Raw genomic sequence first — 14,780 nt, 5'->3', positions numbered from 1 at the left:
GGGCGCGGCCCCGGGCGCAGGGATCACAACAGCATCGCCAGTTGGCGGGCCTGGGCGACCAGGGTGCCCTGGCTGTCCCAGATCTCCATGTCCTCCTCGTGGTAGCCGCCGGAGACGTGCTTGGTGAAGACCCGGCAGGCGAGCCACCCGGGGGCGGGGCGGGCGCGCACGTGCGCGGTCAGCTCCACGGTGATGGTGCCGAACTCGCCGATGTTCAGTACGGCGGGCACGGCGAAGTCCACCATCGCGGGCAGGCAGTGGGTGTCGGCCTCGCGACCGTCGGCGAAGCGCAGCCAGAACTCGTCGTGGGGGCGGCCGTCGGTACGACCGTCCAGCCACCCCGGGCGCTCCGGGTAGCGGTAGTCCAGGCGGTGGGCGATGGTGACGCCGTCGGGCCGGTCGAACTCGGTGGGCACGGGGCACCGGTCGGGGTCGGGCAGGTCGGGCGGGCCCTCCAGGTGGAGTTCGCGCCCGCCGTTGGGGGACAGGTCGCCGTAGGTGGCCGTGGCGCGCATGACCTCCTTGCCGCCCTGTTCCAGAACGACCTGGCCGGTAGCGGTGCGACGGCCCTCGCGCACGGTCTCGGTACGCACGAGCACCTCGCCGGGGGCCGCGGGGCGCAGGAAGAAGGCGGAGACGGCCACGGGGTCGGGCTGGCTCAGGGTCTGGCCGAGGGCGTTGAGGGCGATGCCGAGGACGTAGCCCCCGTTGGGGTGGGTGGTGAAGGTCGTCCACCCGTCGGTGACGGTGGCTGTGAACGTTCCGCCGTCCGTCTTGTCGACGCGGGTGTCCCGGTCGTACTCGAAGCCGGCGGAGGTGTGGTCAAGGCTCATGCGGTTATGTTACCGGCGAGTAGGTTAGTGGTCGACACCCGAGGCACCCCTTTCCCGCACCGCCGCCTTGACCCTGACGCGACGTCAGGCCCTAGCGTCATGACCACGGCACCACCAGTGACGACGGGCGGGGGACGCATGGGCCACAGCGTGGGCGAGGTCGCCCGGATCAGCGGCCAGACGGTGCGCACACTGCACCACTACGACCGGATCGGCCTCCTCGTCCCGGCCGAGCGCACACCCTCCGGCTACCGGAGTTACAGCGAGGCCGACCTCGAACGCCTGCGGCAGATCCTCACCTACCGGGAGCTCGGCTTCGGCCTGGACCAGATCGCGGCCCTGCTCGACGACCCCTCGACCGACACCCGCGCCCACCTGGCCCGTCAACACCGACTGGTGACCGAACGCATCGACCGCCTGCGCACCGTGGCCCGGGCGCTGGAACGCCTGATGGAGGCAGACAGCATGGGACTGGACCTGACCGCCGAGGAACGCCTCGAACTCTTCGGCGACTTCGACGTGGACGCCCACACCGCCGAAGCCGAACGGCGCTGGGGCCACACCGACGCCTGGGCCCGGTCCCAGCGCCGGGTCGGCCGCTACACCAGACAGGACTGGGAGCGGCACAACGCCGAGGCCGAGAAAATCTACCGCGCCCTGGCCCGGGCCATGTCCGAGGGCGTGCCCGCCGACAGCGCCACCGCCATGGATCTGGCCGAACGGCACCGCCGGCACATCACCCGCTGGTTCTACGACTGCACCCCGCAGATCCATCGGGGCCTGGGGGAGCTGTACGTGACCGACACCCGCTTCACCGCCACCATCGACGCCCACGCCGACGGGCTGTCGACCTACCTTCGCGACGCCTTCGCCGCCAACGCCGACCGCCTGGAGTCCTGAGCCGGGCGGACCCTGGGCGGTGGCCCGGCCACCGCCCAGGGGGAGGTCACATCCAGGCGGGCGCCGCGCGCACGGCGTAGTCGGAGAAGGGCGTGGGCGCCCGGCCGGTCACCCGGAGCACGTCGTCGCTGGGAACACCGTCCCCCCGGGCCGCCAGAGCCGCGAAGGCCCCCACGGCGGCCTCGGCGGCCTCCCGGGGAAGGCCCCCGGCCACCTGGTCGCGCACGAACGCCTCGGGGTCGGAGTCGTAGCGCACCGGGTAGCCCGCCACACGGCCGATCACCTCGGCCGCCTCGCCGAAGGACAGCGCCTCGGGGCCGGTTACCTCGTACACCCGCCCCGCGTGGCCCTCCTCGGTCAGCGCGGCCACCGCCACCGCCGCGATGTCGTCGGCGTCCACGAACGCCTGCCGCACCCCGCCCAGCGGCAGGACGATCCGCCCGGCGCGCACCGACTCCACCAGGAACCCCTCGTCGAAGTTCTGGTCGAACCAGTCGCACCGCAGCACCGTCCAGTCGGCGCCGCACCCGCGCACGGCGCGTTCGGCGTCCAGCAGCCGTGTGTCGCCCATCTCCTCGATCGCCTGGCTCGACAGCAGCACCACCCGACGCACACCACGGCGCACGGCCAACTCCACGAACCCCGGATCGACCGGCACCCCGTCGGGCGCCATCAGATACACCGCCTCCGCCCCGTCGACCGCGCCCTCCCACGTGGCCGGATCGGTCCAGTCGAACCGGACCCGCCCGCGCCGCGACGCCGCCCGCACGGGGTAGCCGCGCGCGCCCAGCAGAGCGGACACCCGACGGCCGGTGGAACCCGTGGCCCCCAACACCAGAATCGGTCTGTGACTCATACCGACACCCAAACACCGGGCGGCGACAATCCCCGGCGACGCGCCGCCGGACACGGATCCGCCCCGGACTGGAGACCGGCGGCTCCCCCGCGAGCCGGTGGTGCGACCCTGGGGGAGGGGGAGCGGAGAACGCCCCGCCCCCACGACGCGAGACGAGGACGCACGCCATGGCACACCGCATCCAGGTCGGAGACAAGGCGCCCGACTTCACCCTTCCGTCGCAGTCCGGTGACCCGGTGCGGCTCTACGACCGGCTCGGCGAGCGGACGGTGGTGCTGTACTTCTACCCCAAGGACGACACTCCGGGGTGCACGGCCCAGGCGTGCGCCTTCCGCGACAGCCACGAGGTGTTCACCGACGCGGGCGCCGAGGTGATCGGGGTCAGCTCCGACTCCGCGGAGCGGCACGCCGCCTTCGCCGACCGGCACCGACTGCCGTTCACCCTGGTCAGCGACGAGGACGGCCGGGTCCGCAAGAGCTACGGCGTGCCGAGCGTGCTCGGTCTGCTCCCCGGCCGGGTCACCTACGTGATCGACCGTCAGGGCACGGTCCGCCACGTCTTCAACTCGATGACCGTCATCGACAAGCACGTCGAGGAGGCGCTGGAGGTGGTCCGGGGGCTGCGGGACGAACAGACCGACTGACCACCTCGAACCGGGCGGGTCCCGGCCCGGGACAGGGATCGGACCTACCCTTGAACCAGAGCCGCCCGGACAGTTGAGGAACCCGCCCATGCCCGACCCCGCCCCGGAAGACCAGCCGGTCCGTCAAACGCCCGCGGATCGTCGTCGGGACGTGCAAGACTGCCCGGGACCGCAGCGGAAACGCCGTCCAGGGGGTCGTATGACCGTTACCGAACACCCTCCACCGCCCGAGGCCCCGTCGCTTCCGATGAGTCTTGAGTTGTTCGAACAGCTCGCGGAGATCGCCTATGAGGACGACGAAAGGACCGTTCTCGAATACCTGAACGGAAAGGTCTGGGCCCACAAGGTGACCGACGGAGCACACGGGTCGATTCTCATGTGGCTGCTGCGCCAGTTCATGGCCCACCGCCCTGACCTGGACCTCAACATTGCCAGTCAGGGACTCGAAGTCGACGCCTACCGCAACGGGCGCGCGCGTCCGGACGGGATTCTCGCTCCGATCGGCCATTTCGAACAGGCAGGTGAATGGGCCGACCCCGACGGGGTCCTCGCCGTCGTCGAGGTCACCTCGTGGGACGCCGACACCCACGCCCGCGACCGCGTGGAGAAGCCCGCCGCCTACGCCGCGACCGGTATCGGCGTCTACCTGTTGGTGGACCGTGACACCAACGCCGTCGTGGTGCACTCGCGTCCCGTGAACGGCCGGTACATGGACCGGTCAGAACACCCCTTCGGCGAGACGGTACGGATCCCGGGGCTCGGGATCGCCCTGGACACCGACGCGCTCAAGCGGTTCGCCCGCTGACACCGGGAGCCCTCCCGGCCGGGGCGAACCGACCACCGGTGTCCGACCCGGCCGGAGCCCGAACGGACCCGGCGGATCCATCCGCCGGGCCGAGGACGCTCACACGATCTCCTCGGCCTCCTTGGCCATCTGGGTGTGCCGCTCCACCACGGCCGCCACGGCCGACCGGACCTGCGCCAGCGAATCCATCGATTCCCGCGTCTGGACGTCGCGGGCCGTGTCGATGTCCAGTTCGTCGAGAAGACGGCCGACGTGCGCGATCCGTGGCTCCTCACGGGCCTCGACGAGGGCGCTGGCCAGCGCCTCGATCTCGGCGACCCCCGCCCGCACCTGGGCACGGCGCTCCCGGAGCCGCTGCCTGCCACGTTCGCGCAGGGCACGGGCGCGGTCGCCCTGGCTCTCCAACTCGGACAACTCCTCCTCGACACGGCCGATCCGTTCGATCACCTGCGCGAGCCGCCACCCGGTCTCCCGGGTGACCACGCTGACCCGGGTCCCGTCGATCGGGTCGTCGTGGTCCGGGGACGCGGTCACCGACAGGGCGATGGCCAGGCGCCTGAGCAGGGGAGCGTCGTCGGGCGCGACCATCTCCGGAGTGATGTAGTCCTCACCCTCGGTCGAATGATCCCGACCGGATCCGCGGCGGGTCCGGCGTCTGTGCACGACCAGGCCGGTGGAAAGAGCGAGCGCGGCGACGGTCGGCACCATACTGATCGCGCCTTGGTCGAAGCGGGAGAGGAGGATCCCGGTCACGGCCAGGACGACGCTGACGAGTCCCACCACCACGGGGGTGAGTGTCCCCCTGCTGGCGAGGTCCTGTGCCACCTGGTCCGGGTCGACTCCGGGCCGGGCGACGAGGAAGGGCCGGGGGCGGGGGGAGGGCATGGCTGGTTCCTTTCTCACGCGTGACGCGGTTCGGTCTCGCCTGGCGGGGGCCGGCGCGGGCGACCGCACGAGCGGATCCGTCCGCGGGACGCGGATCCTCCCTCCTCGGCCGGGCACACGCCCCCTCATACTCAGTTCCCCGATCGCGCCCCCAAGTTCGGCCCGAGCGTGGCCGGATGCGGGCAGTTCGACGACCGGCGCGTGTCCGCGCCACGACAATCCGGCCCCGCCTCCGTCGGAGGGAACCGCACCGCGGCGTGGGGCCGCTCGCGCCACCTCGGAAAACCCCTGGCCCGCACCCCGGCGGGTGACTACCGTGCGGAGCATGGACACCGACCGGCCCCGCTGGCGCGACGAGGACCTGGCCCGCACCATGAACGCGATCGGCGCCGAGGTCGAGGCGGCGTGGACCGACCTGTGCCGGGCGTGGGACGTGGCGCCGGACACCCCCGAGGAGCGTGACCTCGCCCGCATGGTCTCCGAGGAACCGCACCGGTTCCCCTGGCGCGTGGTCGACGCCGCCCTGGACCGCCAGACGTGCCCGGAGTGCGCCCGCCCCCTGGGGTCGGGCGTGCGCGGCTGCGGGCCCTGCGACCTGGCCGACGGCTTCCGCTACGCCGCCCAGGAGCCGGACCGGCCGGGCGTGCCGCCCGGCAACGAGCACGCCGTCCGCGTGGCCTGGGCGGTCAGCCGGGCCCCGCACCGCCACTCGGCGCGGGCCGTGTGCGGGTTCGAGCTGTGGCTCCCCGACGTGTACGCGGGGGAGCTGCCCACCACCGACCGGGCCCAGCGTCTGCGCCACCTCCTCAACCGGCTCACCGAGGACGAGTGCGCCCGGGCGGCCTCCGTCGACGCCCTGGTCGCCCTGGCCGAACGGCGCGCCTAGAGGAACGCGGGCGGGCGACCGGCTGTGTGCCGAACCGCCACCGGACGCGAACCGCGCCGTCGGGACCACCGAACCACGGCGGACGCACGTCCGCCCGTATGGCAAAAAACTGTCATGGCGACCCTTCGATCACGGATGGTAACTTCTCCGATCGGCAACGGAGTTCTCGGAGGGATCGAGACTCCCGCGGAGGCGACACCGAGAGGATCACACCCATGAGCACCACGCGGGTGAAGGCGGGCAAGGAGCTCCCCGAGGTCTACACCAAGCTCGTCGAGATCGGCGAGCTCGTGGAGACCGTCATCGACAGAGACATCCACGAGCTGGTCAAGCTGCGCGCCTCCTACCTGAACGGATGCGCCTTCTGCGTGGACCTGCACTCCAACGACGCCCTCAAGGCGGGGGAGTCGCAGCAGCGCCTCTTCCTCGTCGGCGCCTGGCGCGAGGCGGGGAGCCTGTTCACCGAGGCCGAGCGCGCCGTCCTGGCCCTGGTCGACGAGGCGACCAAGCTCGGCGAACACGGGGTCACCGACGAGGTGTACGAGAACGTGGCCAAGCACTTCTCCGAGAAGGAGGTCGCGGCGCTGATCATGGCCATCGGCCTGATCAACTTCTACAACCGGTTGGGCGTCAGCACGGGGATGACCCCGCCCAAGCGCTGAACACGGCCATCACCGTGGGGGGTGTGGGCGAGGTACCTCGCCCACACCCCCCACGGGTGTCAGTACCGGACCCGGTGTACGCGGGGGCCGAAGGCGGCGGTGTCCAACCACCGCCCGGCGGGCTCCCACACCGGCGCCACCAGCGCCGCCGCGCGCTGGCGGACCCGTTCCGGCCACCTGCGCGCCAGCAGGTGCGCGCAGGCCCGTCCCGCCGCCGCGCAGTTGGCCACCGCGGCGGCCCGCCGCCGCGTGGCGTACTCCTGGACCCCTCCCTCGACCACGGCGTCGACGGCGGCCACCGCGTCCGCGACACCGGAGTTCATCCCGCGGGCGCCGAAGGGCGGGAACAGGTGGGCCGCGTCGCCGGCCAGGAGCACACGGCCGTGCCCGTCCGCGAACCGTTCGGCGACGCGTTGGTGGAAGCGGTAGCGGGACACCCAGGCGACCCGGTGCCCGGGGAGCACGTCCGCGACCCAGGCGTCGGGGTCGGCCGCGAAGGCCGCCGACTCCCGTTCCCCCGCGCACTGCAGATCGATCCGCCAGCCGCCGCGGAAGGGCACGAGCAACACGTTGCGCCCGTCCACCGCGGGGTGGCGGTAGTGCAGGACGCGCTCGGCCTTCAGCGGGCGCTGTGCGTCGTGCACGTCGACCACGACGAAGTCCGTCCCCGACGAGGAGCCCGCCAACGCGATCCCCACCGAGTCCCGGACCACGGAGCGGGCCCCGTCGGCCGCGATCACGTGGGTTCCCTCGATCCGACCGTCCCCGGTCCGCACGGCGGCCCCGTCGGGCCCGGAGACGGCCCCGGTCACCCGAACCCCCCAATGGACACGCACCCCGGCCCGGTCGCAGGCCCGGCGCAGCCGTTCCTCCAGCAGCGACTGGGGCAGGCTGCTGAACGGGGGGAAGGGGCCCCGGGTGGGGCCGTAGACCCGCTCGTAGACTTCGCGGCCCGCCCACAGGGTCCGTTTGGCCCCCCAGACCAACCCCAGATCGGCCAGTTCGAGGCCCAGCCCGGGGCTGATCCGGTCGAGGAGGCGCAGCGACTCCCGGTGGACGAAGATCGCCCGGCTCCCGGGGCGGACGCGGGCGCGCGGATCGGCTTCGACGACGCTGACGTCGAGGCCACGGTGGTGGGCGGCCAGCGCGGCGGTCAGTCCCACGGGGCCGGCCCCGACGATGACGAGGCGCCTCATGAGTCGGGGACCAGGTCGGGGTTGAAACGCTCCTCGACGTAGATCGCCGGGGCGGCGCGGAGCCGGATGAGGTAGCTGCGCCACATCGCCTGGCGTCGACCCCCGGCGTCCCAGGGCGAGCGTCCGAACGAGACCGGGCGGCGTTCCTGGTCGCCGTCGCGCAGGAGTCGGCTGCGCCCCAGCGGTGTGGTCGGATCGGTCAGCACCCGGGCGACCTCGCCCGGGGTCCGGGCGTCGGAGACGACGGTGTTGCGGGAGACCGGGGCGCCGTCGGGGGTGTGGAGTTCCGAGTGGCGAACGATCACCCGGGCGGACGGTGTCAGCCCGAGCAACTCCCGCAGGTCGGCACGCAGCCGTTCCGCGGGACGGACGTCCTGCCCGAGCACGCGCACCGTCAGGGGCAGGCCCAGGAGCCGCTCCAGCAGCAGGGTGGTGGAGCCGGGGTGGCTGATCAGGTGCCGGGCGCTCTGCCTCCCGTGGTGGCGTTCCCGCGCCGAGGGGGCCCGGTGCGGCCCCCTGAGGACCCGTGCTTGGCCGGTCATGGGGTGGAGCTCCTTGTCGCGGCTGCGGATCGCCAGGTGGTGGGGGCCGTTCTCGCGGGGAGCGGTTCGTGGGATCGCCCGTGGACGGCGAACCAGCTGGCGACCTGGACGCGGGAGGAGCAGCCCAGCCGGCGCATCACCTCGCGGACGTGGTTGATCACCGTCCACTCGGCGATGTTCAGGGTCTTGGAGATCTCCCGGTTGGTCAGGCCGTCGGCGATGAGGCCGGCCACCTGTCTCTGTCGGGGGGTGAGCGGGTACACCCGCTCGTCCACCGAGGTCTGTTCCCGGCGTGGAACGGCCGAGCGGTCGGCGCGCTCGGTCTCCTGGGCGAAGATCCGCGTGGTGTTCAGCAGGGAGAGCCGGGGGTGCCCGAGGCCGCCCTGGTGGACCCGGACGAGGTGGTTCTCCACCAGCAGGCGCAGGGTGCGGTCGTTGGCGCTCGGGTCGCCCCCGATGATCCGGTGCGCGTCCTCGAAGGTGAACTCGTCGTGGTGGCTCAGCTGGACCAGGGCGCTGCGTGCTTCGGGCGGGAGCGTGTAGTAGCTCTCCGCCAGAGCCTCGGACATGCTGCTGTGCCGGAGCGAGACGACCCCCGCGGAGCGGGCGCTGAGCATCTCCAGGCTGAACCGGAGCCGTTCGCGCAGCGCCTGGGGGGACAGCGCCTTGAGCCAGGGCGCGGCCAGTTCGATGGCGAGGGGCAGGCCGTCCAGCGCGGTGATCAGGTCCAGGACCGCCAACCGCGCAGGACCGTTGCGCCCCAGGTCGCCGAGGTAGCCGTCGGACCTTCCCATCAGGAGTTGGACCGAGGGTGAGGTGAGGAACCGCTCGGCCTCGGCGGCGGGTGAGGGCAGGGGCAGGGGATGGAGTTCGTAGAGCTTCTCCCCGTACCACCCGATCGCCTCGCGACTCGTCAACAGGATGCTCAGGGACGGATCGTGGGCCAGGCTCCTGCGCAACTGTTCTCTGAGCGGCTCGTCGCCGGGTACGTGGTTGTCGACGACGAGGAGCCAGCGGGGCCGGACGGCGTCCGGTGCCGGTGTGGAGCGAACCCGCTCGGTGAGTCGGGCCAGTTTCTCCGCCGCCTCCTCGGAACCGTTCTCCTGGGCACGGTCGAATATTTCCACCCCGCCCTCGAAGAGTTCTCTCATCGAGCAGGCCACTTCGAGCGCCAGGCGGCTTTTGCCGACCCCGGCCGGTCCGGTGACGACCAGGAGACGGATGCCCGTGCTGAGCAGCCGTGATATGTCCACGGTCTCTGCGTGCCTACCCACCATGCGGGGTTTGGTGAGTACGTCGTTCAGATGGGGGTCTGACATCCGGGATCGCGGTATCGCGTAGGTGGGTTCCATCAGGCGCTTCTGGTTAATTTCAAGGAAATCTTTCGTACCCGAGTGGCCCTCAGCCATAAGAAGCCAGGACCTGAGTGGTTCTCAGACATAAGAAGGCAGCCTCAATCGCCTAGCGCATCTACACAAGTGGGGCATACCCGTCACCCCGGCGAAATTGTACATGGGCTGGACCAAGATCACGCCGGATCGCCGGCCGACTGCGCCATTCGAAACCCCCAGGCGGGGGAGTCGAAGAGTTCGCGGAAATCATGATTGACCAGCCAATGTCCAATATGAGTGTTTTTGTTAATATGTTGTTAATATTAACATATGTGCATGAATGTACCCGTTTGTCCTTTTTCAAGGTGGCCGACATCGGCCACAGAGGTTTGTTCTCCAGAGAGGTTTCGACTCGGCTGGTCAGGGTGGGCGCCCCACCGGCCTTGCGGTCGTGGCGCGCGAGTCGCGGTGGGGGAGCGGGCGCGGCGGATCCGTTCGAAGGCGGTGTTCGCGACGGCCACATGCGTGCGAGATACGAACAGATGCCGCCCCCCGGGGGGTGTGCTCCCGCTCACCGCGCGACCGGTCCGGCGACGAGCCCCTCCCGCCCTTTCCTCGGCCGCGGGGATGGGTGGCCCGCACCGGGGCGGCGACCACAACCACGCACGTGCGCAGGAAAACCGCAGTTCAGGATTGGTCCGATCCGCTGAGTCCGCAAAAACGGCCCCATCCGGTCCCACGCCCCGGAGCCGACGCGACGCGACGGGGATGACAAAGACCTGTCACACCCGACGCCCGCGAGGGACGCTCGGCCATGACAATCATCAGCCATGCCTTTGTCATATTCATCCGACGCCGTTGCGGCTAACGTTCTCGACTGTGAGTTTCACGTTTTGGAGCCGCCCCCTCTCAGGGGGAGGCTCCTCCGCCGTCCCGAAGCGTCTCCGCATGCGGACCCCTGGCTCCATGCGTGGGGAGTGACAAGCGAAGAGTCGGAAGACACTTCCCCGGACGGTGGAATCGCCATGCGATGAGCACCATGGAACCCACCGGAATGGAAACAATTAACCATCCGCGCAGACCCTGTTTACTGGCAGGACGAACATCAGGACCTCACCGGCCCCGGGGCGACCATCTGTTGTCGCTGGTGACCTCCTCGAAAAAGGACCAGTAGTGAATAACATCGGAAGAAGAAGTCTTCTGCGGATAGGTGCGACCGCCGCCGCGGCCACCGTCGCCGGAGGTGCCGGCGTACTGTCCGCCGGACCCCTGTACGCCGCGGGCGCCCCACGGCGCTCGTGGAGCATGCTGGAACGCTTCGTGGACGGGGACGTCGTCCTACCCGGAGACGACGACTACGAGCGGGCGATCCAACTCCAGGTCGCCGAGTACGACAAGATCCGGCCCCAGGCCGTCCTGTACTGCCAAAGCAACCGCGACGTGCAGGCCGGAGTGCTCTTCGCCCAGTACCACGGGATCGCGGCCGTACCCCGCAGCGGAGGCCACAACAACGCCGGCTACTCCACCACCGAGGGGCTGGTCCTGGACGTCTCCCGGATGAACGCGGTCTCGGTCGGCGCCCACACCACCCGGATCGGGGCGGGTATCCAGGCCGTGGACGCCCTGGACGCCCTGACCCCCCACGGCGTCGCCGTCCCCAACGGCACCTGCGCCACCGTCGCCGCCGGCGGGTTCGTCACGGGCGGAGGCACCGGCCCCTTCACCCGCAAGCACGGGGTCGCCCCCGACAACCTGCGGGCCGCGCGCGTCGTCCTGGCGGACGGACGCGTCGTCACCTGCGACGCCGACCGCCACCCCGAACTCCTGTGGGCCATCAGCGGCGGCGGGGGCGGCAACTTCGGCGTGATCACCGAATACACCCTCGACCACGTGCCGGTCGAGCGGATGGGCCAGTTCCGGGTCGTGTGGCCGTGGGACGACGCGGCCGAGGTGATCACCGGGTTGCAGGAGTGGGTCGCCGACCTGCCCAGGGAGATCGCGGGGGACCTGCTGGCGATCATGCCCGACGGCGCGCCCGGGCAGCCCGTCCTGCTCCAGATCGTGGGCACCGCCCTGACCGACCCCGACACCCTGGCCACCGAGATCGACCGGCTGGTCGGCCTGGTCAGCCGGGAGCCCACCGAGCGCAACGTACTGGACCGGACCTACCGCCAGACCATGATGAGCGTGTGGGGCTGTTCCGACAAGTCGGTCGCCCAGTGCCACCGCGTCGGCTTCAACCCCGAGGGCATGCTGCCCCGCGACGCCTTCCGTCTGTCCCGCTCCCGTCTGCTGGAGGACCCCATCCCCCGGTCGGGCGTCGAGGACGTCCTGGGCGCCTTCGAGGCCGACCGCCAGGCCGGTCAGATCCGGATCCTGTCCATGCGCATCATGGGCGGCCGGACCAACGAGGTGGCCCCCGCCGACACCGCGTTCGTGCACCGGGGAGCCTTCCTCAACATCTCCTTCACCTTCGGCGTCAACGACGTCGAGGCCACCCAGGAGGAGAAGGACACCGTCCTGGCGTCCCTGCACGACGGGTTCGCCACGTTCGACCCGTACTCCAACGGCCACACGCTGCAGAACTTCGTGGACCCCTACCTCGACGACTGGCGCGACGCCTACTACGGGACCAACTACGCGCGCCTGTCCCGGGTCAAACGCGACTACGACCCCTACGGCTTCTTCCGGTTCGACCAGGCGATCTCATGACGGAGGCACGCATGCACGAGCTGCTGGACGGCTGGACGGCCTCCCAGGCCGCGGCCGACCCCGACGCCTACCTGCGCGCGATCCTGGAATGGCACTTCTCCCCGGCCACGGGGTCGCCCTTCTGGCTGGAGCGGGCCCCACACCTGGGCTTCGACCCGATCGCCGACGTCAAGGAACTGGGCGACCTGCGCCGCTTCCCCGACCTGAGCGACGACCTGCGCACGGTCCGCGCCGAGGACCTCGTCCCCACGGGAGCCCACGGGTCCCCCTTCGAGGTGTTCGAGTCGGGCGGCACCACCGGCGCCCCCAAACGGGTGGTCGACAGCCTGTCCCGGGGACGCAACGTGGACTGGGTCGGCCGGGTGCTGAGCCAACACGGCTTCCCCGAGGAGGGCAACTGGCTGCACGTGGGCCCCACCGGCCCGCACGTGGTCGGCCGCACCATCAAACACCTGGCCGCGTCCCGCGGCGGCCTGTGCTTCACCGTCGACTTCGATCCGCGTTGGGTCAAGAAGCTCCTGGCCCAGGGCCGGACCGAGCTGGCCGCCGAGTACCGCGAGTACCTGCTCGACCAGGTCGAGCTGATCGTCGACTCCCAGGACATCCGCGTCCTGTTCATCACCCCGCCGGTACTGGAGTCCCTGTGCTCCCGCGCCTCCCTGTACGAGCGGGTCGCCGAACGCCTGGAGGGGCTGATGTGGGCGGGCACCAGTGTCAGCCCCGAGACCCTGTGGCAGATCGAGAACACCTTCTTCCCCAACGCCTCGGTGGCGGCGATCTACGGGAACACGATCATGGGGATCGCCCCACAGCGCCCCCGCCTGGACGACGACACCCAACCCTGCGTGTTCGTCCCCTTCTTCCCCCAGTCCGTGGTCGAGGTCATCGACGCCGAGGGCGCTCCCGTGGCCTACGGCGAGCGCGGCCGGGTCCTGATGCACCTGCTGGCCCGGGACATGTTCCTGCCCAACGTCCTGGAACGCGACACCGCGATCCGCATCGCCCCGGCGCCCGGCGACACCGCGGACGGCCTCGCCGACATCGCCCCCTTCCAGGACGGAACCGGCGCCAAGGTCATCGAGGGAGTGTACTGATGGACACCGCCCCCACCCGGATCGACCCCGTCATCTGCGGAGACCCCACCCCCAGCCGGGACCGCACCCAGCTGCGGGCCCTGGACGGAACCACACTGGCGCAGGTCGGACTGGCCCCCCGCCTGCTCGCCCAGGCCGCCGTCAACCGGATGCGCTCGGCCGCCGACCGCACCGCGCCCGACCCCGACGTCTTCGCCGAGGCGGGCCGCCTCTTCGCCCACGCCGACCTGGAGGGGGAGAGCCCCCAGGAGTACCGACAGCGGGTCAGCGCCGCCACCGGAGCCCCGATCGGAGCCATCGAACGGGCGAGCCGGGGCATCGAGGAGAACCTCGGCCGGGTCGACCTGCTCAACCGATCCGAACTGCCCGCCCCCTTCGCCGTCCCCGGGTTCGAGACCCGCTGGGTGCCGCGCGGCGCCCTGCTGGCCGCGGTCGTCCCCAACAACCACCCCGAACCCAACGTGTCCTGGGTGCGGGCGCTCTCCCTCGGCTACGGCGTCCTGGTCCGGCCCGGCAGCCGCGACCCGTTCACCCCCCGACGCCTGGTCGCCGCGCTCCTGGCCGCCGGACTGCCCGGCGACAAGATCAGCCTGCTACCGGGCGGCCACGAGATCGGCGAACACCTCATCACCCAGGCCGACCTGGGACTGGTCTACGGCGGCCCCGACGCGGTGGCCCGCTGGGGCAGCCGCGACGACGTCCTGGTCCGCGGACCCGGCAACAGCAAGGCGCTGGTCGACGTCCCCCTCACGGACGCGCTCGTCGAGCGACTGGTGGACTGGATCGCCGACGACGGAGGCGTACGCTGCAACAACATCTCGGCGGTCCTGGTCCACGGCGACCACGTCGCACTGGCCGACCGCCTGGCCGAGCGCCTGGCCGAACTGCCGACGCTGGCACCCACCCACCCCGACGCCGCGCTCCCGGCCATCGGCGAGGACACCGCCGAACCCATGCGCGAGTACCTGGAGCGGGTGACCGACGGCGCCGTCGACCACTCCAGCCACCGCTACCCCGACGGCCCGGTCACCCGCACCGAGGACGGGCACACCCTGATGCGCCCCCTGGTCGTCTCGACCACCGACACCCACGGCGACCTCGTCGGCACGGAGCTGCCCTTCCCGTTCGTGGTGGTCGCCCCCTGGGAGGACAAGGACGACACCGCGCCACTGCGGGACTCCCTGGTGGTGAGCGTGCTCAGCGACCGCGAGGACCTGATCGGCCGGCTCCTCGGCGAGCCGACCGTCCGCAAGGTCGTCGTGGGCCACGTCCGCCCCTGGACCTCACGGCCCGAACAGCCCCACGACGGGAGCCTGGCGGGCTTCCTGACCGAACCCAAGGCGCTCGTGCGAGCCCTGCCCCCGAGCTGACGCCACCCGACGTCCTCGGCCGCGGCCCGTGAGCCGACCCTCTTCGCCCGACCGCGCACCCCCA

The 14,780-nt window shown here is 71.2% G+C and carries 14 protein-coding genes; 8 read left to right on the top strand and 6 right to left on the bottom strand.

Annotation, left to right across the window (positions count from 1 at the left end; genetic code table 11):
- Positions 1-23: 23 nt before the first annotated feature.
- Entirely contained in the window at positions 24-833 is an 810-nt protein-coding gene (locus DVR05_RS17710; RefSeq protein ID WP_116246990.1) for a thioesterase family protein, read from the bottom strand.
- Positions 834-971: 138 nt separating this feature from the next.
- Between DVR05_RS17710 and DVR05_RS17705 the strand changes: the two genes are divergently transcribed.
- A complete protein-coding gene (locus DVR05_RS17705) occupies positions 972-1,733 on the top strand; it encodes a MerR family transcriptional regulator (RefSeq protein ID WP_116246989.1) in 762 nt (253 codons plus the stop codon).
- Positions 1,734-1,779: 46 nt separating this feature from the next.
- Here the strand turns inward: DVR05_RS17705 and DVR05_RS17700 are convergent, their stop codons facing one another.
- Positions 1,780-2,589 carry an NAD(P)H-binding protein gene (locus DVR05_RS17700; RefSeq protein ID WP_116246988.1) on the bottom strand — a complete coding sequence of 270 codons (810 nt, stop codon included), beginning with the start codon at positions 2,587-2,589 and terminating at the stop codon, positions 1,780-1,782.
- Between the two features lie 167 nt (positions 2,590-2,756).
- Here DVR05_RS17700 and DVR05_RS17695 point away from each other — a divergent pair, with 167 nt between their 5' ends.
- Positions 2,757-3,233 carry a peroxiredoxin gene (locus tag DVR05_RS17695; RefSeq protein ID WP_116246987.1) on the top strand — a complete coding sequence of 159 codons (477 nt, stop codon included), beginning with the start codon at positions 2,757-2,759 and terminating at the stop codon, positions 3,231-3,233.
- Positions 3,234-3,432: 199 nt separating this feature from the next.
- Positions 3,433-4,038: a Uma2 family endonuclease gene (locus tag DVR05_RS17690; RefSeq protein WP_116246986.1), complete on the top strand. Its 606-nt coding sequence runs from the start codon at positions 3,433-3,435 to the stop codon at positions 4,036-4,038.
- A gap of 99 nt (positions 4,039-4,137) precedes the next feature.
- Here the strand turns inward: DVR05_RS17690 and DVR05_RS17685 are convergent, their stop codons facing one another.
- A complete protein-coding gene (locus tag DVR05_RS17685) occupies positions 4,138-4,923 on the bottom strand; it encodes a hypothetical protein (RefSeq protein WP_116246985.1) in 786 nt (261 codons plus the stop codon).
- Between the two features lie 325 nt (positions 4,924-5,248).
- On the opposite strand from DVR05_RS17685, the gene DVR05_RS17680 reads away from it, so the two are divergent.
- Both DVR05_RS17680 and DVR05_RS17675 read left to right on the top strand, forming a co-directional pair.
- Entirely contained in the window at positions 5,249-5,809 is a 561-nt protein-coding gene (locus DVR05_RS17680; protein WP_116246984.1) for a hypothetical protein, read from the top strand.
- A 215-nt stretch (positions 5,810-6,024) separates the two neighbouring features.
- Positions 6,025-6,471, top strand: coding sequence for a carboxymuconolactone decarboxylase family protein (locus DVR05_RS17675; RefSeq protein ID WP_116246983.1), 447 nt, complete (start codon positions 6,025-6,027; stop codon positions 6,469-6,471).
- A 59-nt stretch (positions 6,472-6,530) separates the two neighbouring features.
- Here DVR05_RS17675 and DVR05_RS17670 read toward each other — a convergent pair whose 3' ends face one another.
- The 3 genes from DVR05_RS17670 to DVR05_RS17660 are packed head-to-tail and all read right to left on the bottom strand — an operon-like array spanning position 6,531 to position 9,486.
- A complete protein-coding gene (locus DVR05_RS17670; protein ID WP_116246982.1) occupies positions 6,531-7,667 on the bottom strand; it encodes an FAD-dependent monooxygenase in 1,137 nt (378 codons plus the stop codon).
- Positions 7,664-8,209 carry a hypothetical protein gene (locus tag DVR05_RS17665; protein WP_116246981.1) on the bottom strand — a complete coding sequence of 182 codons (546 nt, stop codon included), beginning with the start codon at positions 8,207-8,209 and terminating at the stop codon, positions 7,664-7,666. Before DVR05_RS17665 ends, DVR05_RS17670 begins: the two co-directional genes overlap by 4 nt.
- Positions 8,206-9,486: a LuxR C-terminal-related transcriptional regulator gene (locus tag DVR05_RS17660; RefSeq protein WP_157982469.1), complete on the bottom strand. Its 1,281-nt coding sequence runs from the start codon at positions 9,484-9,486 to the stop codon at positions 8,206-8,208. The genes DVR05_RS17665 and DVR05_RS17660 overlap by 4 nt, the downstream gene beginning before the upstream one ends.
- A 1,359-nt stretch (positions 9,487-10,845) precedes the next feature.
- On the opposite strand from DVR05_RS17660, the gene DVR05_RS17655 reads away from it, so the two are divergent.
- Genes DVR05_RS17655 through DVR05_RS17645 form a run of 3 tightly spaced genes read left to right on the top strand, consistent with a single transcriptional unit; the run spans position 10,846 to position 14,716 of the window.
- Entirely contained in the window at positions 10,846-12,252 is a 1,407-nt protein-coding gene (locus tag DVR05_RS17655; RefSeq protein ID WP_116246979.1) for an FAD-binding oxidoreductase, read from the top strand.
- Positions 12,249-13,346 carry a phenazine biosynthesis protein gene (locus tag DVR05_RS17650; protein ID WP_232832195.1) on the top strand — a complete coding sequence of 366 codons (1,098 nt, stop codon included), beginning with the start codon at positions 12,249-12,251 and terminating at the stop codon, positions 13,344-13,346. The genes DVR05_RS17655 and DVR05_RS17650 overlap by 4 nt, the downstream gene beginning before the upstream one ends.
- Positions 13,346-14,716 (top strand): aldehyde dehydrogenase family protein, encoded by a 1,371-nt coding sequence (locus DVR05_RS17645; protein WP_116246977.1) that lies wholly within the window; start codon positions 13,346-13,348, stop codon positions 14,714-14,716. The genes DVR05_RS17650 and DVR05_RS17645 overlap by 1 nt, the downstream gene beginning before the upstream one ends.
- Positions 14,717-14,780 lie beyond the last annotated feature (64 nt).

It is taken from the genome of Nocardiopsis sp. FIRDI 009, assembly GCF_003386285.1.
In the GTDB taxonomy this organism is placed as follows: domain Bacteria; phylum Actinomycetota; class Actinomycetes; order Streptosporangiales; family Streptosporangiaceae; genus Nocardiopsis.
Note: the sequence above shows the minus strand (reverse complement) of the source record. Positions and strands in the feature narration are given on the sequence as shown.